The sequence below is a fragment of the Streptomyces sp. L7 genome (assembly GCF_050990935.1).
Lineage (GTDB): Bacteria > Actinomycetota > Actinomycetes > Actinomycetales > Microbacteriaceae > Leifsonia.
In genome coordinates this window covers 3,819,051-3,834,592 of record NZ_CP194644.1, presented here as the reverse complement: position 1 = coordinate 3,834,592, position 15,542 = coordinate 3,819,051, and the positions used below count along the sequence as shown (strand labels likewise).

Sequence of the window (15,542 nt, the reverse complement as noted above, 5' to 3'; positions counted from 1 at the left end):
CGACAACGACGTCGCAGTGTTCCCGTCCCGTCCCCGCATCGCCGCGGGGGCCGGCCCCGCATCGGACACCGTCCCGGTCGATTGTCTCCACAGCCTCCAGGAACGAGTTCGACATGCTGGATTCAGATCACCGCGACGGGGTCGCCATAGCGTTGCGGTCCGTCGTCAAACGCTACGGCGAGCACACCGTCATCGACGACGTGTCGCTCTCCGTGCGGGAGGGCGAGGTCGTCGCGATCATCGGCCCGAGCGGCGCGGGCAAGAGCACGCTGCTGCGCTGCATCAACCTGCTGGAGGTGCCGGACAGCGGATGCGTCACCGTCGAGGGCACCCAGATCGACGCCGGCTCCGAGATCAAACGCAAGCAGCTCCAGGCGCTGCGCCGCGACGTCGGCATGGTGTTCCAGTCGTTCAACCTGTTCCCGCACATGACCGTCCTCCGCAACGTCAGCCTCGCGCAGGAGCGGGTGCTCGGCCGCAGCCGGGCCGAGGCCGACGCCCGGTCGATGGCACTGCTCGACCGGGTCGGCCTGGTCGACAAGGCGAGCCAGTTCCCCGGGCGTTGTTCGGGAGGGCAGCAGCAGCGCATCGCGATCGCCCGGGCGCTCGCGCTCGACCCGCACGTCATGCTGTTCGACGAGCCCACCTCCGCGCTCGACCCGGAGGTCGGGCTGGAGGTCCTGGCGGTGATGCGGGAGCTCGCGAAGTCCGGGATGACGATGGTCGTCGTCACGCACGAGATGCAGTTCGCGCGCGACGTCTCCGACCGCGTCGTCGTGATGGCGCAGGGCGCCATCCTCGAAGAAGGCGAGCCGGAGCAGGTGTTCACCGCGCCCGGCACCGAGCGGACCCGCCAGTTCCTGCGCGCGGTCCTGGAGCGCTGACATGGACCACCTCGCCGTCGTCGTCCAGGGCGTCCAGATGACGCTGCTGGTGACCGTGTGCTCCTTCGCCCTCGGCGCCGTAGGCGGCGTCCCGCTCGCCCTCGCCCGCCGCTCCCGCTTCGCGTCGCTGCGGTTCGCCGCCCGCGCCGTCATCGAGGTCGTCCGCGGCATCCCGCCGCTGGTGTGGCTGTTCATCCTGTACTTCGGGATCGGCAGCGGCGCGATCAAGCTCGACCCGTTCACGGCCGCGATCATCGGCTTCGGGGTCGTCACCTCCGCCTACCTGGCGGAGATCTACCGCGGCGGCCTCACCGCGATCAGCGACGGGCAATGGGAGGCCAGCGACGCCCTCGGGATGTCCCGCACGGCCACCCTCGCCACCGTGATCGGGCCCCAGGTGCTCCGGGTGTCCATCCCGGCCGCGGCGACGTACGCGATCGGGCTGCTCAAGGACTCCTCCATCGCCTCCGTGATCGGCGTGCAGGACATCGTCTTCTTCGCCGGCCAGGACGCCAGCCAGACCGCCAACGGGATCGTCCCGTTCCTCTGGGCCGCCGGCCTCTACATCGCCATGACCATCCCGTGCGCCTGGGTGACCCGGCGCCTCGACACCACGCTCCGAAAGAGGGTCGCACGATGAATCTCGTCGAGGACTGGATCCAGTTCTGGCCGCAACTGCTCGGCGGGCTCGGGGTGAGCCTGCGCCTCACCGGCGCCATTCTGGCCGTGGGGTTGCCGGCCGGCCTCCTGCTCGCGCTCGGCGCCGGCGTCCGCAGCCGGGCGCTGCGGATGACCACCATCGTCATCGTGGAGATCGGGCGCGGCACCCCTGCGCTGGTCGTGCTGCAACTCGTGTACTTCGGCCTCCCCACGGTCGGGGTCACCTTCGGCTCCTTCGCCGCATCGGTCATCGCCCTCGGCCTGACCACCGCGGCGTACACCAGCGAGATCATCCGTGGCGGCCTCCAGGCCGTGCCGGAGTCGGAGGTCGAGGCCGCGGACGCGCTCGGACTGAGCCGGCGGGACACGCTGCGCTACATCGTCATCCCGCAGGGCCTCCGGATCGCGATCCCGCCGCTCGTCGGGTTCTCGATCATGATCTTCCAGGCGACGTCGCTCGCCTACACCATCGCGGTGCCCGAGCTGATGTCGCAGGCCTACTCCATCGGCTCCACCACGTTCCGCTACCTGAGCATCCTCACCCTGGCCGGCCTCCTCTACGCGGCCATCACGATCCCGGCGAGCTGGTTGAGCACGCGTGTCGAGAAAGCCCTGGCGCCCCATCGCGCGCCGGTCCCCACCCCCTGAAGGAGCAGCACCATGCCACACCGCCCGAATCGCATCGTCGCAACCGCAGCAGCCGCAGCGCTCGTCGTCCTCGCCACCGCCCTCACGGGATGCGCGGCCTCGACCGGGAGCACCGGCGTCGCGGCCGGCTGCAAGCCGAAGGACACGTTCAGCACGATCAGCAAGGGAACGCTGACCGTCACCCTGTCCGCCCTGCCGCCGTTCATCACCTCCCAGGGCACCTCGCTCGGCGGGATCGACGGCGACATCCTCAACGCCTTCGCCAAGGAGGAGTGCGTGACCGTCACCGCGACTCCGGTCGCGACCGCGGCGGTCATCCCCGCCGTGCAGACCGGACGCTCGGACGTCGCCGCCGGGTCGTGGTGGCGGTCGGCCTCCCGCGCCAAGATCGTCGGGCTGACCGAGCCGGTGTACCTCGACCAGATGGCCTTCGTGTCGAAGGAGGGCTACGACTCTGTGTCCTCGCTGAAGGGCAAGACCGTCGGCACGGTCGACGGCGACCTGTGGGTCGGCGAGGCGAAGGCCTACTACGGCGACGGCCTCAAGATCTACAAGTCGACCACCGACATGTACCAGGACCTCAAAGCCGGGCGCCTGCAGGTCGCGATGGACAGCTTCGGCTCCGGGTCGTTCAACGCCCCGAACCTGAAGGTGAAGGTCGCCAAGCCGGACTCGGTGATCGGCGCCTCCCTCCAGCCGCCGCAGACCACCTTCCCGATCTCCTTCGACAACCCGGCGCTGCTGAAGGCCCTGGACGGCTTCATCACCACGATCAAGGCGAACGGTCAGCTCGCGAAGATCCTCCAGTCTCACGGGCTGCCCGGCTCGGCCGCGAACACGGGGGCGCCGCGGCTGATCAGCTGACGCCTGCTCCCCACCCCAGGCACCCCCGACTCCCAGACCGGCGGCGGGCGATGCGACCTCGACACCGTCGCCCGCCGCCTTCCACACCCCTGCTTTCCACACCCCTGCTTTCCATGCCCCTGCTTTCCATGCCTCTGCCCGCCATCGCCACGAAAGGGATCTGATGAACACCGAGCTCGAGTACGCCGCCACCGCGACGCCGAACCGTGACCGCCTGCGCGCGAACCCCGACTGGCTCGCTCTGAAGCAGGCCGCCATCGACCTCCAGCAGCTCCAGGTGAAGGACGGCTCGCTCGACGAGCTGGCCAGCCGCACCTGGGCGGTGGAGCTGGTGCGCTCCATCCGCGGGTCGGTCGCGGCGCTCGCACCCCTGTTTCCGCACGACGCGGCGTATCTGGCCGCGCTGGACCGGGACTTCGCGCGCTGGGCCCACGAGGGATTCGGGGTGCCGGACTTCCGGGACTCCCTCGTCGCCTTCCAGCCGCAGCTCCACCGGGAGGACGGGCTCGCGCACCTGGTCGTGTTCCCGATGTACACGCAGAACGGGAGCACGAACCGGTTCGTCGAGGCCGTGCTGGTGGAGGTGATCTGGCCCGACTTCATCGGCGAGCTGGAGCAGCGGTACACCAACGCCTTGTTCGTTTCGCTGTCGTTCATCGACTTCACCCCGGGCTACGACACGAACTCCGCGGTGCTGTTCCCGGAGAGCGTGTCGGTGGCGGAGATCCCCACGTTCACGTGGGGTGCGATCTTCCAGGACCGGGAGGCCGCCCGCTACCGGCGGGTCGTGGCCGCTGCCGCACAGATCACGAAACTGGAACTCCCGGAGGATGCCGCCCTCATGCTGGAGGACCAGCGCCTGACGGAGGAGACGTTCGTGATGTGGGACATCATCCACGACCGCTCCCACATGCGCGGCGACCTGCCCTTCGACCCGTTCATGATCAAACAGCGGATGCCGTTCTTCCTCTACTCGCTGGAAGAGCTGCGCTGCGACCTGACCGCGTTCCGCGAATCCGTCCGCCTCCAACGCGAACTCGGCGCCCTGCCCGAATCGGAACTGTCCCCGGCGCAGAAACAGATCCGCGACCACGCCAAACTGGTGCAGTACGCGGTGACCTTCGACCGGATCTTCCGGTTCGCGATCACCGGCAGCCGCATCCGAAACTACGACGGCCTCGGCGGCCAGTTGCTGTTCGCCTGGCTGCACCAGCACAACGTGCTGCACTGGACCGACACCCAGCTCACCATCGACTGGGATCAGGTCCCCGACGTGGTCATCGCCCTCTCGGACCGCATCAACGACCTGTACTGGCGCTCCATCGACCGGCCCAAAGTCGCGCACTGGCTCGCCGCCTACGACATGCTCACCCAGACCCTGACCCCGAACCCGGCGTCGGTGTGGGCACGCGGACTGCCGGACGAAGTCCTCGCCGGACCACCCAAGGGATACACCGACGCCGTCCTGGACGACGAATTCCCCCTCTCCATGTTCTACGAAGCCCTCAACAAGAAGATGGCCACCGTCATCCAATCCACCTCCGGCATCACCGGGGAGAGCGACGCCTGACCCACTGCAATTCGTGCCGAATGTCGGCTTTCGCCTCGCGAAAGTCGACATTCGGCACGAAGGTGCAGGGGCTACCCCGCCGCAGCGACGCGCTGGGCGAGGTACTCGACTTCCGCGACGCGACGGCGCTGGGCGCCGGGCGCAGAGACCCCGGCCTCCTTGTCGATGAGGGCCCGCACCGTCGCGGACATCGCCGCCACCGAGTCGGCCGCCAGCGTGCTCTCGTGCTCCGCGCGGTGCAGCGCGAGCACATGGCGGCGCAGGCCGCCGTCGAGGGGCAGCAGGTGCGTCCCGTCCGCGGGAGCCGCGGACAGCGCGGGCACGAGGGCGATGCCGATCCCGGCCTGGACCATGCCGCGCACGGAGTCCGCGCGGGCGCCGCGCATCGCGATGAGCGGGTCGAAGCCCGCTCCCCCGCACAGACGGATCAGGCAGCTGTCGCCGGCGGAGCCCTCCCGCGTCGAGACCCACGTCTCGGCGGCGAGCTGGTCGATCTGCGCGGAGTCCGCGCCCGCGAGGACGTGCGACTCCGGGACCATCAGGAACAGCTCTTCGTCCAGCAGCGGCGTCATCGTCGCAGCGGTGGGCCAGCGCTGGGGCACCAGGTCGTACTCGTAGACGACCGCCACGTCCAGCAGCGCGTCGCGCAGCTTGGCAACCAGCTCGTCCGGTTCGCCCTCGTCGAGGGCGAGGTCGACGTTCGGGTGCGACCGGCGGTAGTCCGCCAGGCTGCACGGGAGCAGGCGCTCGTTCACCGCCGCGAAGCCGCCGATGCGGAGCCGGCCGAAGCCTCCCGAGCTGAGGCCGCGCATGTCGTCCTCCAGCGCGCCGAGCGCCATCAGGATGTCATGGGCGCGTTCGGCCAGGAAGAGCGCCGCGGCGGTCGGCCGGATGCTGTGCGCGTCACGCTCGAACAGGGTCGCCCGGAGGCTGTGCTCCAGGGCGGCGACCTGCTGCGAGACGGCGGACCCGGTGTAGCCGATCTGGCGCGCGGCGTCCGCGAACGAGCCGGTGCGGACGACGACGGACAGCGTGCGGAGATGGACCGGGTTGAGCAGCATCGTCAGGTTCCGTCGAAAGAAGTCGAGGAGAGCGCGCTGACCGGCGCGGCCAGCAGCCGCTCCACGTCGACACGGCCGCCCGCCGCAGCGAAGTCGCGGTCGACGGCGTCGCGGAGCACCGGGTCGGCGAGGTAGTCCGCCATCGTGGCGGCGAGACCGGCGGCGCTGTCGATCACGGCGGCGTCGCCGAGCGGGCTGACCGCCTGGCGGCCGAACCGCGCCGTGTGCATGACGATCGGCTTCGGCGAGATGCTGACGGTGGGGTGGATGGAAGGCCGCCGGACGCTCACGTTGCCGAGATCGGTGGACCAGCCGCCGCCGACGAGCCCGGGCGGATCGAGCACGATCCTGCGGCCGCGCGCCGACATGTGGGTGAAGTACCGCGTGGCGAGCACGGAATTGCTGCGCACCGGCAGGTAGGCGGGGAACGGGTCCCACCGGGCCTCGAGGCGGGTGCCTGTGGCGAGGGCGGCGCCGTCGAGGATGCGCTGCACGCGCTCCGAGAGGTCGACGAGCTCGTCCAGGGACTCCGAACGGACCTCGACCGTCAGCGCCGCGGTCTCGGGGACGACGTTGGTGGCGGCGCCGCCGTTGGTGATGATGGCATGCAACCGGTCGGTGGCGGGGATGTGCTGACGCAGTGCGGCGACACCCTGATACGCCGCGACCACGGCGTCGAGGGCGTTGAGGCCCTCGTGCGGCGCGGAGGAGGCGTGCGCCGCGACGCCGTGGAAGGTGGCCTCCACGTCGCGCACGGCGAGGGAGGTGAAGGACGCCACCTCATCGGGCCCGGTGAACGGGTGCACCATCACGACGGCGTCGATGTCGTCGAACGCGCCTGCCCGCTCCAGCACCTCCTTGCCGCCGCCGTTCTCCTCCGCCGGCGTCCCGAGGAGGACGACGGAGCCGCCCAGCTCCGGAAGCTGCGCGCTCACGCCGAGGAAGGCTCCGACGGCCGCGGCGCAGATGACGTTGTGTCCGCAGCCGTGCCCGACCTCCGGCAGCGCGTCGTACTCGGCGAGCACCGCGATCCGCGGACCGCCTGTGCCGGCCTGGACGCGCAGCGCGGTCGGCATCCCGAACACACCGACGGTCGGCGCGAAGCCGTGCCGGCGGAGGAACTCGGACACGATGGCGGCCGAGCGGTGCTCCTCGAACCCGACTTCCGGCGTGGAGTGGATGCAGTGGCTGAGCCCGATCAGGTCGGACCTGGCCTGGTCGATCGCGTGCTCGACGGCCCGGAGGACGTGGCCGCGTGCGCCGACCGTGTGCGGCGCGGCGGTCGCCGGGGCTTCGGCGGAGGAGCGTTCAGGTGACATCGTCGTCTACTCGATTCGGGGGCGAGAGTTGAAGCTTTTTCTTACGATAATCCTTAGACTGTCGTAAGTACAACTAATCATGGAAGAATGTGCGCATGACGGACAACTCGCTCCCGGACGTCCCCGCCTGCGCGTGCTCAGCGAGGTGGCGCGGCAGGGCTCGCTCGCCGGGGCGGCACGGACGATCGGCATCAGCTCCTCGGCGGTCTCGCAGCAGATCAGCATCCTCGAGCGGGAGGCGGGCGTGAAGCTCCTCGACCGCTCCCCTCGCGGTGTCGGACTCACCGGCGCCGGCGAGATCCTGGTCGAGCACGCCCGCCGCATCCTCCGCCTGCTGGAGGCCACACGCGCCGAAATGGACCAGCTCAGCGGCGAGCTCGCGGGCCGCGTCCGCATCGGCGCCATCCCGTCCGTCGCCCGCTTCGTGCTGCTCCCGGTCGCCGAGAGCCTGGCCGCCGACGCTCCCGACGTCGAGCTGACCGTCAACGTCATCGAGCCTTCGGAGAGCATCGACCTCCTGCTCGGCGGCGCGCTCGACGTCGCGATCATCGACCTCTACGACAACGTGCCGATGGCGTTCCCCGACTACCTGCACACGACCGAGCTCCTGCGGGAGCCGCTCGTGCTCGTCGTTCCGCCCACGTTCGAGATGCCGTCGAAGGTACGGCTGGCCGACCTCAAGAACGAACCGTGGGTGATGCCCGACGAGCTCGGCGCCTGCGGGCAGGCGGTGCGGTTCGCCTGCCGGTCGGAGGGGTTCGAGCCGAACGTGCGCTGGCACACTGCGGACCTCCTCCTGCTGGTCGAGTCGATCTCGCGCGGCCGCGGCATCTCGGTGCTGCCGCCGCTGTCGATCGACCGCGGCGTCGCTCCGGTGAGCATCCACTCGCTCGACCGGCCCCACCTCGGCCGCCGGGTCCTGGCGGTCACGCGGGCGGCGGACGAGCGCCGCCCGATCGTCCGCGCGGTGCTGGACGAGATCCGCCAGGCCGCGGCCACCCAGAAAGCCGTGATCCAGGCGGCGGCCACAGCCGGGAACTGACCGGGGCGGCCCAGCCGAAGGATCCCTTGCGGCAGCATCAGCGACCGCCGCGCTCGGAACGGTGCGCTCGCCCCCGTCGACTCGCAGACTGGTGATCGAACCCACATCACCGGCTTTCAGAGGAGAAGATCATGACCGCCGAACGACTCATCGCACAGGTTCCTGGCCACTGGCAGGTGCCCGGCCACTTCACCATCAACCACAGCCACGGCATCCGGGTCGGCGACATGATCTGGGTCGGCGGCCAGGAGGACCTGGACGAGCACGGCAACGTGCGGCACCCCGGCGACATCGAGGCGCAGTGCCACGCGGTGATGCAGTCCCTGCAGGCGGTCATCGAGGACCTCGGTGGGACGATGGGCGACGTGGTCCACGTTCAACACGTTCTACTCGGGCGAGCTCAGCGTCGAGGAGTGGCAGCGCACCTACGACATCCGGTTCAGCTACTTCCCGAAGCCGGGTCCGACCGCGACCGGCATCCTGATCGGCAAGGAGCTGAACATCCCCGGAATCCGGGTGGAGGTCAACGCCGTCGCCGTCGTCGGCAGCGCCGCTCGCGACACCGCGCGACCGGTCGTGGCCTCGGTGTCGGCATGACCGCACGGACACTCGGCGTCATCCTCTGCGACCTCGACTCGTACGCGGTCGACGACCTCGACTGCGTCGAGGCCGGCGCCCCGGCGATCAGCGCCAACCCGGTCGGCTTCTTCGAGAACCCGGCGAGCTGGCCGGGCATCCCGGTGTCCTACGCCGTCGCGCGCGGCGCCCGGGTGGAGCAGCTCGTCGCCGGCGACCCGGTCGCGATCGACGCCTTCTGGCGCGCCAGGGAACGGCTGGCGCACTGCTCGCTGATCATCACGGACTGCGGTTTCTTCTACTACGCCCGCCAGTCCGGCCTCCCGACCGCGAACACCCTCACGAGCAGCCTGGACCTCCTGCCGCTCGCCGCGACCCTGACCGGCAGACGGATCGGCGTGCTCACCGTGTCCGCGCCGCTCGCCACCCGGATGCTCGCCTCCGACCCGCTGCACCCGCGCCTGACGATCGTCGGGCTGGAGGACCAGCCGGGCTGGAACGGCATCCTCACGAACGACCACGCGTTCGGCAACGGCTGGGACCTCGACACGCTGCGCACGGGCGTGGAAGCCGTGCTCGAACGCGAGTGCGCGCCGGGCGGCCGGCTCGACGGCATCGGCGCGCTCGTGCTGGAGTGCACGCTGCTGCCCGAGTTCCGGCGGACGATCGCGCAGTACACGAACGCGCCGATCCTCGACATCGCGTCGTTCGCCCTCAGCGCGCTCGGGCCGGGGTTCGACCGCGGCGCGGCGTGAGCCGTCACCGTCGCCCGTGAGAGGCTGTCCTCTGCCCGCCGGAGCGGCGGCGACGCGACGGGCGTGGCCCCGGTGAGTGAGGTGCAGCTGGTGGTCCCCCTCGTCCTCGACCTGCTCGGCACCTTCTTCTTCGCCATCTCGGGCAGCCTGCTCGCGGCCCGGCGCGGCTTCGACATCGTCGGGTCGCTGCTGCTCGGTTCGCTGACCGGGCTCGGCGGCGGGGTCATCCGGGATGTCGTCCTCGGGGTCACCCCGAACGCGTTCGCGAAGCCGATCTACCTCGCGCCGCCCGTCGTGGCGGCCGTGCTCGTCTACGTCCTGTTCGGCGCCGTGCAGCGGTTCTCGCGCACGTTGCTGGTCTTCGACGGCGGAGGCCTCGCGCTGTTCTGCATCACCGGCACCGTGATCGCGCTCGAGCGCGGCGCGAACCCGATCGCTGCGGCAGTGCTCGGCGTGACGTCCGCGGTCGGCGGCGGCCTGCTCCGGGATGTGGTCGCCAACCGCGACCCGCGGCTCTTCGACCCGCACGACGTCTACGCGGTGCCGGCGATGCTCGGTGCGGCGATCATCGCCGTGCTGTGGAACCTCGGCGGTTACAACCCGTGGACCGAAGCCGCGGTCGCGGCGCTGGTGTTCGCATTCCGGATGCTGTCGCTGCGGTTCCGCTGGCACGTGCCGCTGGCGGCGTCCTCGCGTCACACGGCCTGACGGCTCACCGCGCCTCGTACGGCGCCGGCCCCGCGAGGAAGGCCGCGAGCTGCTCGGGATCCGGGTACGACGCCTGTGCGCCGGGATGCGCGGCCGCGTACCCGCCGACGCCCACGGCGAACCGCGCGGCGTCCACCAGCGCGTCGCCCTCCGCCAGCCGGACGAGCAGCGAGCCCATGAAGGCGTCGCCCGCGCCCGTCGTGTCGACGGCTGTGATCCGCACCGCGGCGACGTGCGCGGGGGCCGCGTCCCCGTCGACGATCAGGCAGCCGTCCGCCCCGCGGGTGACGACCGCGCGAGCGATCCCGAGCCCGGCGAATCCGTCGCGCACGGCGGCGGGGTCGGACGCGACTGCGCCCTCCGCCAGGCCGAGGAGCGCCTCCGCCTCCCCCTCGTTGACGAGCAGGACGTCGGCGACCGGGACGAGGTCGCGCGCGGCCGCCCCCAACGGAGACGGGTTGAGGACGACCGTCACGCCGGCCGCGTGGGCACGCTCGGCGGCGCCCCGCACGGTCGCAGGCGGCACCTCCAGGCAGAGGCCGAGCACGGCCGCGCCGTCGAAGACGTTGTCCGGGAGGTCGTCCGGCGTGAGCGAGCCGTTGGCGCCCGCGGAGACCACGATGGTGTTCTCGCCGTCCTCGGCCACGGTGATGAGGGCCGTGCCGGTCGCCGCGCCGTCGCGGACGGCCACGTGGGACGTGTCCACGCCTGCCGCCGCCACGGCCGAGCGCAGCAGCTCGCCGTGCGCGTCCGCCCCGACCGCGCCGACCATCGCGACGTCGCCGCCGATCCGGCCGGCGGCCACGGCCTGGTTGGCGCCCTTGCCGCCCGCGCCGACGAGCAGGTCGCCTCCGGAGACGGTCTCGCCCGCCCGGGGGAACCGCTCCGTGCGCACGACCAGGTCGGCGTTCAGAGAACCGACGACGACGATCCTGCCCGAAGTCACCGCCCGGCCTCCGGGTCGCCGATGCGCTCCAGCGCGTCGACCACGAGGCCCCAGAACCGCTCGCGGTCGAGCTCGAGCGCGGCCCAGGTCGCACAGTCGTCAGGAGCGGGCCTGCGGCGGTCGGCCACGGTCATCCCGGTGGTCAGCCGCCCCTGCGTCTCGATCGCGATGGGCATCCGCTCGGCGCGCACGATCGTGGGGTCGATCACGTAGGCGACCGCGCACGGGTCGTGGACGGGCGGGCTGTCGAAGCCCTGCGTCTCCGAGTAGGTGCGTCCGAAGAAATCGAGCAGCTCGCCGACGAACCGTGCGGGAGCCGTGCCGACCGCGGCGATGCGCTCGCGGACCTCCGGGGTCGCGAGTGCCTGGTGGGTGAGGTCGAGGCCGACCATGACGACCTTCCAGCCGGCGCTGAAGACGATGTCCGCGGCCTCCGGGTCGATCACGATGTTGAACTCGGCGACCGGGCTCCAGTTGCCCACCTGCACGCCGCCGCCCATGAGGACGACCTGCTTGACGCGCTCCACGATCCGAAGCTCGCGACGCACGGCGAGCGCGATGTTCGTCAGCGCGCCGGTCGGGACGAGCGTGACGGTGCCGGGCTCGTGGGCCATCACGGTCTCGACGATGAGGTCGACCGCGTGGCGGACGTCGAGCTCGATCAGCGGCTCCGGGAGCACGGGCCCGTCGAGGCCGGACTCGCCGTGGATGTCCGGCGCGACCTCGATCGGGCGCACCAGCGGGCGGTCGGAGCCGGCAGCGAACGGGACGCCGGCGATTCCGGCGACGCGCGCGACGGACAGCGCGTTGCGGGTGACCTTGCCGAGGGTCTGGTTGCCTGCGACGGTCGTCACGGCGAGCAGCTCGATCTGCGGGTTTCCGTGGGCGAGCATGAGCGCGATGGCGTCGTCGTGACCGGGATCGCAGTCGAGGATGATCTTCTCCATCGGATGGAGCCTCCGCTTCTTCAGGGAACGTGAACCGTTTGACACCATAAGCCCGGGTCTTCAGGACCGTGCCCCTCATCGACGGCGGCGACGCCCCGGAGACCGAGCAGCTCCCCGCCGAGCTCGTCATGCGCGCGTCGACCGGCTGACGGCGCGCGTCATACTCCCCGGCGCCGGCGCTCTCTCAGGAGCGTCGGCGATAAGAGGAGACACGATGACGATGGCCGAGACGCAGCCGGATCCGCAGGGGGCCCCCGCGACAGCGTGAGTTTCCAGGTCTCCACGGCGCTCCGGGCCCGCGCACGGGAGACCTACCGGAGGACGGCCGCGGCCGAGCACGACCGGTCCTGGGCGCACTTCCTCGCCAAGGCCGTCCTCCACGAGGTCGAGCGACGCGAGCGGCTGCACAACGCGGGAGGCCGGTACCCGGTCGTCGACGAGCCGCTACGGCCCGGTCGAGGCAACCGGAGGGTCTTCTCGGCCTCAGAACCGCGCGAGCCACGCCCGCGCCATGTTGTAGACGCCGGACGCGATGAGCCCGAGCCCCACCACGACGATCGCGACGCCGCCGAACGGGAGCTCCTGCAACGCGCCCAGCCCGCCCGCCAGGCCCGTCGCGGTCGCGGGCTGCGCGCGGACCGCCGCGAGGATGAAGGCGACGCCCGCGAGCACGACCACGATGCCCTTCGCGATGTAGCCCACCACGCCGAGGACGACGATCACATGCCCGGCGGCGCCGCTCGGCACCTCGATGTCCTGGCGGAAGCGGCGCCGGACCCCCTTGACGACGAAGTAGCAGCCGACGGCGCCGGTCACCAGGCCGAGGACGCCCAGCCCGAGCTGACCTCCGGGTGAGGCCAGGATCCCCGCGCTGACCTGACGGGTGGTCGTGCTGGCGTGCGACGGATGGCCGTCGGCGAAGGCGACGGCGGTGAAGCCGAGGACGGCGTAGGCGACCGCCTTGCTCACGTACTCCGCGCGCGCGAGCCAGCGGTCGGCCGTCGACGCGGCTCTGACCAGGACGGTCTCGATCAGGAGCCAGAGCGCGAGGGCGAACAGCCCGATGGCAGCGATCCAGAGGACGATGAAGCCACCGGGGATCTTCGCCACCTCGGCGAGCGCACCGCTCTGGTCCGGCTCCCCGACATGAGCCGCCCCGAGCTGGATGGCCAGCCCGCCGAGCAGGACTTGGACGAGCCCGCTCGCGGCGAACCCGCCACGAGCCGGATACTCGAGGAACTTGCTGTCGCCCGCTGTGCGGGCGGCCTTCCGGATCTGGGCTTTGCCCTCCGTCGCGGCGCTCATGAGCGAAATCTAGTCCTCCTGGACGCTGCGCAGCACCGTCCAGCCGTCGTCGGGGCCGATGGCGAGTTCGCCGTCGCCCTCCGGCGAGTGTGCGAAGAACACCGCGGAGCCCGGCTGTTCGCCGGGTCCGCCGTACGTGGAGAGCAGGTCGTCGCCGGCCGGCGAACGGAGGACGTAGGCACGTTTCGGGACGAGTTCGCTCCAGTCGGTCACGGCCTCCTCGGCGTCGTCGGTCATGCCCGGCGCAGCAGCCACCCGATGAGCCCTGTCTTCTGCGGCCGGAACCAGTTCGCGTAGACCGCGATCTTGGCGTCGGCGAGAGCGGCGAAGGAGCCGAGCGACCGTCCGTCGCCGGCCGACGCGGTGAAGCCGTCGTCCGTCTGCTCGATCATGCCGAGGTAGGCCGACGGGGTCTCGGCGACCCAGAGCCCGGCCACCGGCTGACGCCACGCGAGGTGCTCGCTCTGACCGGGCGCTGAGGCCGTGCGGACGCTGTGGCGCACCCGGGTCTCGGAGCGCTGCGGAAGCGGGCGAGCTGCCTTGACCGCGATCGTCATGACTTTCCCTTTCGGCCGAACGGTGGTGCGAGATTCGTTGAAGTAACTAGAGCTTCTAGCTAATCGACGGTCTAAGCAACTTTCGGCCGGGGGTTGATTCGGGGGCTTCGGCCTGCTACTGATGCGACGATCGAGCATCTAGAAATCCATGTAGCTAGACGCCCTAGCGATCAGCTAGGCTCATCCCGCACGGCCATCCCGATCCGCTACGAGTTCGACAGCGCGGACCTCGGCGGCCTGAACAGCGCGTGGCTCAACAGCATGATCGAGATGTCGGGGCGCACCAGCGGGTTGCTGGTGACAGAGGAGCCGACCGATCTGGGCCGATACCGTGACCGCCGTGGCCGTTCCGGTGAGCGGAGCGTCGCGGTCGGCTAGTCGCTAGACTCTCTAGCTTGTAGATGGTCTATCATCTGTTGCATGACGACGGACAGCACGCGTCCGGCGCCCCACTACTGGTACAGCGCCGAGACGGACCGCGAGCGGGCGATCGAGGTCCTGGAGCACCTGCGCGCCTACGGCGAGGCCGACAGCGCCATGCAACGCCGGTCCGAGAAGGCCATGCGGATGAACGAGAACGACATCTCGGCGCTCCGCTACCTGCTCCGGGCGAGTGAGCACGGGACGACGGTCGGGCCGCGCGAGCTCGCGGAGTACCTGGGCATCCAGAGCTCGTCCATCACCGTCCTCCTCGACCGCCTCGAGAAGGCCGGTCACATCCGCCGGGTCCCCAGCCCCTTCGACCGCCGCGCGCTCATCATCGAGCCGACGGTCCCCACCGACCGGCTCCAGCGCACCATCCTCGGCGACGTCCGCGAGGAGCTGGTCGAGGTCGCGTCGAACCTGACTCCGGAGGACGCGGAGACCATCGTGGACTTCATGGACCGCCTCCGGGATGCGGTCGACCGGATCGACACGCCCGCCGCCGCCGGTGCGACGACGACGCAGCGGGCGGCCAAGGCGGGCTCCCGCTAAGCTCGACCCGATGAGCGAGGCGCCCTGGTACGACACGGCGCCCCCGCACGCCGTCCGTGTCATCGCCTCGCTGCGCGAGTACCGCACTGCGGAGCAGGCCATGCGCCGCCGCGCCCGCGAGTCGATGCGGATGGGTGAAGCCGATCTGAAGGCGCTGCGCTTCCTCCTGAAGGCCGAGGCCGACGGCCGCTCCGCGACCCCCGTCGAGCTCGGTGCTCACCTGGACATCAAATCCTCCTCGGTCACCGCCATGCTCGACCGCCTCACCGCGTCCGGCCACGTCACCCGCCACCCGCACCCGCAGGACCGGCGCAGCCTGACGATCCGTGCCACGCCGGGAGCGGACGAGGAGGTCAGGCACACCCTGGCGGACATGCACCGGCGGATGCTCGATGTCGCAACGGAGCTCGACCAGCGGGGGGCGGCAGCGGTCGCCGGGTTCCTGGCGCAGCTCACGGCGGTCGCGGACCAGGGCGAACGGGGCTCCGGGGACTGACAGACGCGCACGAGGCCGCCGCGGCCCGTCCCGTCACCCTTCGGATGACCGTGTCCCAAACCGGCCACCCGCCTGTCCCAGATCGGCTTTCGAGCGTTCGCGCGCGGAAATAGGTTCTTTCCGTCCCTGTGCCGCCCCCGCGGAGCACTCGATCCGGCGCCCGATCCGGACCCCTCCGCACAGCAGGGCGGCCCTCTCCCGAATCGTCGGGGCGGCCTCCCTCGTCGCG

Annotated in this window: 18 protein-coding genes and 1 pseudogene; 12 read left to right on the top strand and 7 right to left on the bottom strand. The window is 70.9% G+C overall.

Features of this window, described 5'->3' with window-relative positions:
* Positions 1 to 113 precede the first annotated feature (113 nt).
* From ACR5MH_RS19435 to ACR5MH_RS19415, 5 genes are all read left to right on the top strand, one after another.
* Positions 114 to 884, top strand: a complete 771-nt coding sequence (locus tag ACR5MH_RS19435; protein WP_431348681.1) for an amino acid ABC transporter ATP-binding protein — start codon at positions 114 to 116, stop codon at positions 882 to 884.
* Position 885: 1 nt separating this feature from the next.
* Positions 886 to 1,524 (top strand): amino acid ABC transporter permease, encoded by a 639-nt coding sequence (locus ACR5MH_RS19430; protein ID WP_431348680.1) that lies wholly within the window; start codon positions 886 to 888, stop codon positions 1,522 to 1,524.
* The gene (locus ACR5MH_RS19425) at positions 1,521 to 2,192 is read left to right on the top strand and encodes an amino acid ABC transporter permease (RefSeq protein WP_431348679.1); all 672 of its coding nucleotides are present in this window, start codon (positions 1,521 to 1,523) and stop codon (positions 2,190 to 2,192) included. Before ACR5MH_RS19430 ends, ACR5MH_RS19425 begins: the two co-directional genes overlap by 4 nt.
* Before the next feature lie 12 nt (positions 2,193 to 2,204).
* Entirely contained in the window at positions 2,205 to 3,056 is an 852-nt protein-coding gene (locus ACR5MH_RS19420; protein WP_431348678.1) for a substrate-binding periplasmic protein, read from the top strand.
* A gap of 163 nt (positions 3,057 to 3,219) precedes the next feature.
* Positions 3,220 to 4,626, top strand: a complete 1,407-nt coding sequence (locus ACR5MH_RS19415) for a DUF6421 family protein (protein ID WP_431348677.1) — start codon at positions 3,220 to 3,222, stop codon at positions 4,624 to 4,626.
* Positions 4,627 to 4,697: 71 nt separating this feature from the next.
* Here the strand turns inward: ACR5MH_RS19415 and ACR5MH_RS19410 are convergent, their stop codons facing one another.
* Together ACR5MH_RS19410 and ACR5MH_RS19405 are read right to left on the bottom strand one after the other, a co-directional pair.
* Complete coding sequence (locus tag ACR5MH_RS19410) at positions 4,698 to 5,687, bottom strand: LysR family transcriptional regulator (protein WP_431348676.1); 990 nt, start codon at positions 5,685 to 5,687, stop codon at positions 4,698 to 4,700.
* A gap of 2 nt (positions 5,688 to 5,689) precedes the next feature.
* Complete coding sequence (locus ACR5MH_RS19405; RefSeq protein WP_431348675.1) at positions 5,690 to 7,006, bottom strand: M20 family metallopeptidase; 1,317 nt, start codon at positions 7,004 to 7,006, stop codon at positions 5,690 to 5,692.
* Positions 7,007 to 7,139: 133 nt separating this feature from the next.
* Here ACR5MH_RS19405 and ACR5MH_RS19400 point away from each other — a divergent pair, with 133 nt between their 5' ends.
* The 5 genes and pseudogenes from ACR5MH_RS19400 to ACR5MH_RS19380 all read left to right on the top strand — a co-directional run bounded on the left by ACR5MH_RS19400 (position 7,140) and on the right by ACR5MH_RS19380 (position 10,087).
* Positions 7,140 to 8,048: a LysR family transcriptional regulator gene (locus ACR5MH_RS19400; protein ID WP_433862076.1), complete on the top strand. Its 909-nt coding sequence runs from the start codon at positions 7,140 to 7,142 to the stop codon at positions 8,046 to 8,048.
* A 131-nt stretch (positions 8,049 to 8,179) separates the two neighbouring features.
* A pseudogene (locus ACR5MH_RS19395) lies at positions 8,180 to 8,368 on the top strand (RidA family protein); the annotation flags it as partial.
* Between the two features lie 28 nt (positions 8,369 to 8,396).
* The gene (locus ACR5MH_RS19390) at positions 8,397 to 8,645 is read left to right on the top strand and encodes a hypothetical protein (RefSeq protein ID WP_431349506.1); all 249 of its coding nucleotides are present in this window, start codon (positions 8,397 to 8,399) and stop codon (positions 8,643 to 8,645) included.
* Positions 8,642 to 9,379, top strand: a complete 738-nt coding sequence (locus ACR5MH_RS19385; protein ID WP_431349505.1) for a hypothetical protein — start codon at positions 8,642 to 8,644, stop codon at positions 9,377 to 9,379. The genes ACR5MH_RS19390 and ACR5MH_RS19385 overlap by 4 nt, the downstream gene beginning before the upstream one ends.
* 90 nt (positions 9,380 to 9,469) lie before the next feature.
* Positions 9,470 to 10,087 (top strand): trimeric intracellular cation channel family protein, encoded by a 618-nt coding sequence (locus ACR5MH_RS19380; RefSeq protein ID WP_433862075.1) that lies wholly within the window; start codon positions 9,470 to 9,472, stop codon positions 10,085 to 10,087.
* A gap of 4 nt (positions 10,088 to 10,091) precedes the next feature.
* On the opposite strand, the gene ACR5MH_RS19375 is transcribed toward ACR5MH_RS19380, so the two are convergent.
* The 5 genes from ACR5MH_RS19375 to ACR5MH_RS19355 form a co-directional block, all read right to left on the bottom strand.
* On the bottom strand, positions 10,092 to 11,033 hold the full coding sequence (locus ACR5MH_RS19375; protein WP_431348673.1) for a ribokinase: 942 nt from the start codon (positions 11,031 to 11,033) through the stop codon (positions 10,092 to 10,094).
* The gene (locus ACR5MH_RS19370) at positions 11,030 to 11,980 is read right to left on the bottom strand and encodes a nucleoside hydrolase (protein WP_431348672.1); all 951 of its coding nucleotides are present in this window, start codon (positions 11,978 to 11,980) and stop codon (positions 11,030 to 11,032) included. Before ACR5MH_RS19370 ends, ACR5MH_RS19375 begins: the two co-directional genes overlap by 4 nt.
* Before the next feature lie 483 nt (positions 11,981 to 12,463).
* A complete protein-coding gene (locus ACR5MH_RS19365; RefSeq protein WP_431348671.1) occupies positions 12,464 to 13,285 on the bottom strand; it encodes a DUF1206 domain-containing protein in 822 nt (273 codons plus the stop codon).
* A 9-nt stretch (positions 13,286 to 13,294) separates the two neighbouring features.
* A complete protein-coding gene (locus ACR5MH_RS19360) occupies positions 13,295 to 13,522 on the bottom strand; it encodes a hypothetical protein (RefSeq protein WP_431348670.1) in 228 nt (75 codons plus the stop codon).
* Positions 13,519 to 13,842, bottom strand: coding sequence for a hypothetical protein (locus ACR5MH_RS19355; protein WP_431348669.1), 324 nt, complete (start codon positions 13,840 to 13,842; stop codon positions 13,519 to 13,521). The genes ACR5MH_RS19360 and ACR5MH_RS19355 overlap by 4 nt, the downstream gene beginning before the upstream one ends.
* Positions 13,843 to 14,262: 420 nt before the next feature.
* Between ACR5MH_RS19355 and ACR5MH_RS19350 the strand changes: the two genes are divergently transcribed.
* The gene (locus ACR5MH_RS19350) at positions 14,263 to 14,817 is read left to right on the top strand and encodes a MarR family winged helix-turn-helix transcriptional regulator (protein ID WP_431348668.1); all 555 of its coding nucleotides are present in this window, start codon (positions 14,263 to 14,265) and stop codon (positions 14,815 to 14,817) included.
* A gap of 10 nt (positions 14,818 to 14,827) precedes the next feature.
* Complete coding sequence (locus ACR5MH_RS19345) at positions 14,828 to 15,313, top strand: MarR family winged helix-turn-helix transcriptional regulator (protein WP_433862074.1); 486 nt, start codon at positions 14,828 to 14,830, stop codon at positions 15,311 to 15,313.
* The last annotated feature ends 229 nt before the right edge of the window (positions 15,314 to 15,542 follow it).

Bases quoted from the DNA above. Each gene is read 5' to 3' on its own strand.
- ACR5MH_RS19435 (WP_431348681.1), top strand. From the start codon at position 114: ATGCTGGATTCAGATCACCGCGACGGGGTCGCCATAGCGTTGCGGTCC.
- ACR5MH_RS19430 (WP_431348680.1), top strand. From the start codon at position 886: ATGGACCACCTCGCCGTCGTCGTCCAGGGCGTCCAGATGACGCTGCTG.
- ACR5MH_RS19425 (WP_431348679.1), top strand. From the start codon at position 1,521: ATGAATCTCGTCGAGGACTGGATCCAGTTCTGGCCGCAACTGCTCGGC.
- ACR5MH_RS19420 (WP_431348678.1), top strand. From the start codon at position 2,205: ATGCCACACCGCCCGAATCGCATCGTCGCAACCGCAGCAGCCGCAGCG.
- ACR5MH_RS19415 (WP_431348677.1), top strand. From the start codon at position 3,220: ATGAACACCGAGCTCGAGTACGCCGCCACCGCGACGCCGAACCGTGAC.
- ACR5MH_RS19410 (WP_431348676.1), bottom strand. From the start codon at position 5,687: ATGCTGCTCAACCCGGTCCATCTCCGCACGCTGTCCGTCGTCGTCCGC.
- ACR5MH_RS19405 (WP_431348675.1), bottom strand. From the start codon at position 7,006: ATGTCACCTGAACGCTCCTCCGCCGAAGCCCCGGCGACCGCCGCGCCG.
- ACR5MH_RS19385 (WP_431349505.1), top strand. From the start codon at position 8,642: ATGACCGCACGGACACTCGGCGTCATCCTCTGCGACCTCGACTCGTAC.
- ACR5MH_RS19370 (WP_431348672.1), bottom strand. From the start codon at position 11,980: ATGGAGAAGATCATCCTCGACTGCGATCCCGGTCACGACGACGCCATC.
- ACR5MH_RS19365 (WP_431348671.1), bottom strand. From the start codon at position 13,285: ATGAGCGCCGCGACGGAGGGCAAAGCCCAGATCCGGAAGGCCGCCCGC.
- ACR5MH_RS19360 (WP_431348670.1), bottom strand. From the start codon at position 13,522: ATGACCGACGACGCCGAGGAGGCCGTGACCGACTGGAGCGAACTCGTC.
- ACR5MH_RS19355 (WP_431348669.1), bottom strand. From the start codon at position 13,842: ATGACGATCGCGGTCAAGGCAGCTCGCCCGCTTCCGCAGCGCTCCGAG.
- ACR5MH_RS19350 (WP_431348668.1), top strand. From the start codon at position 14,263: ATGACGACGGACAGCACGCGTCCGGCGCCCCACTACTGGTACAGCGCC.
- ACR5MH_RS19345 (WP_433862074.1), top strand. From the start codon at position 14,828: ATGAGCGAGGCGCCCTGGTACGACACGGCGCCCCCGCACGCCGTCCGT.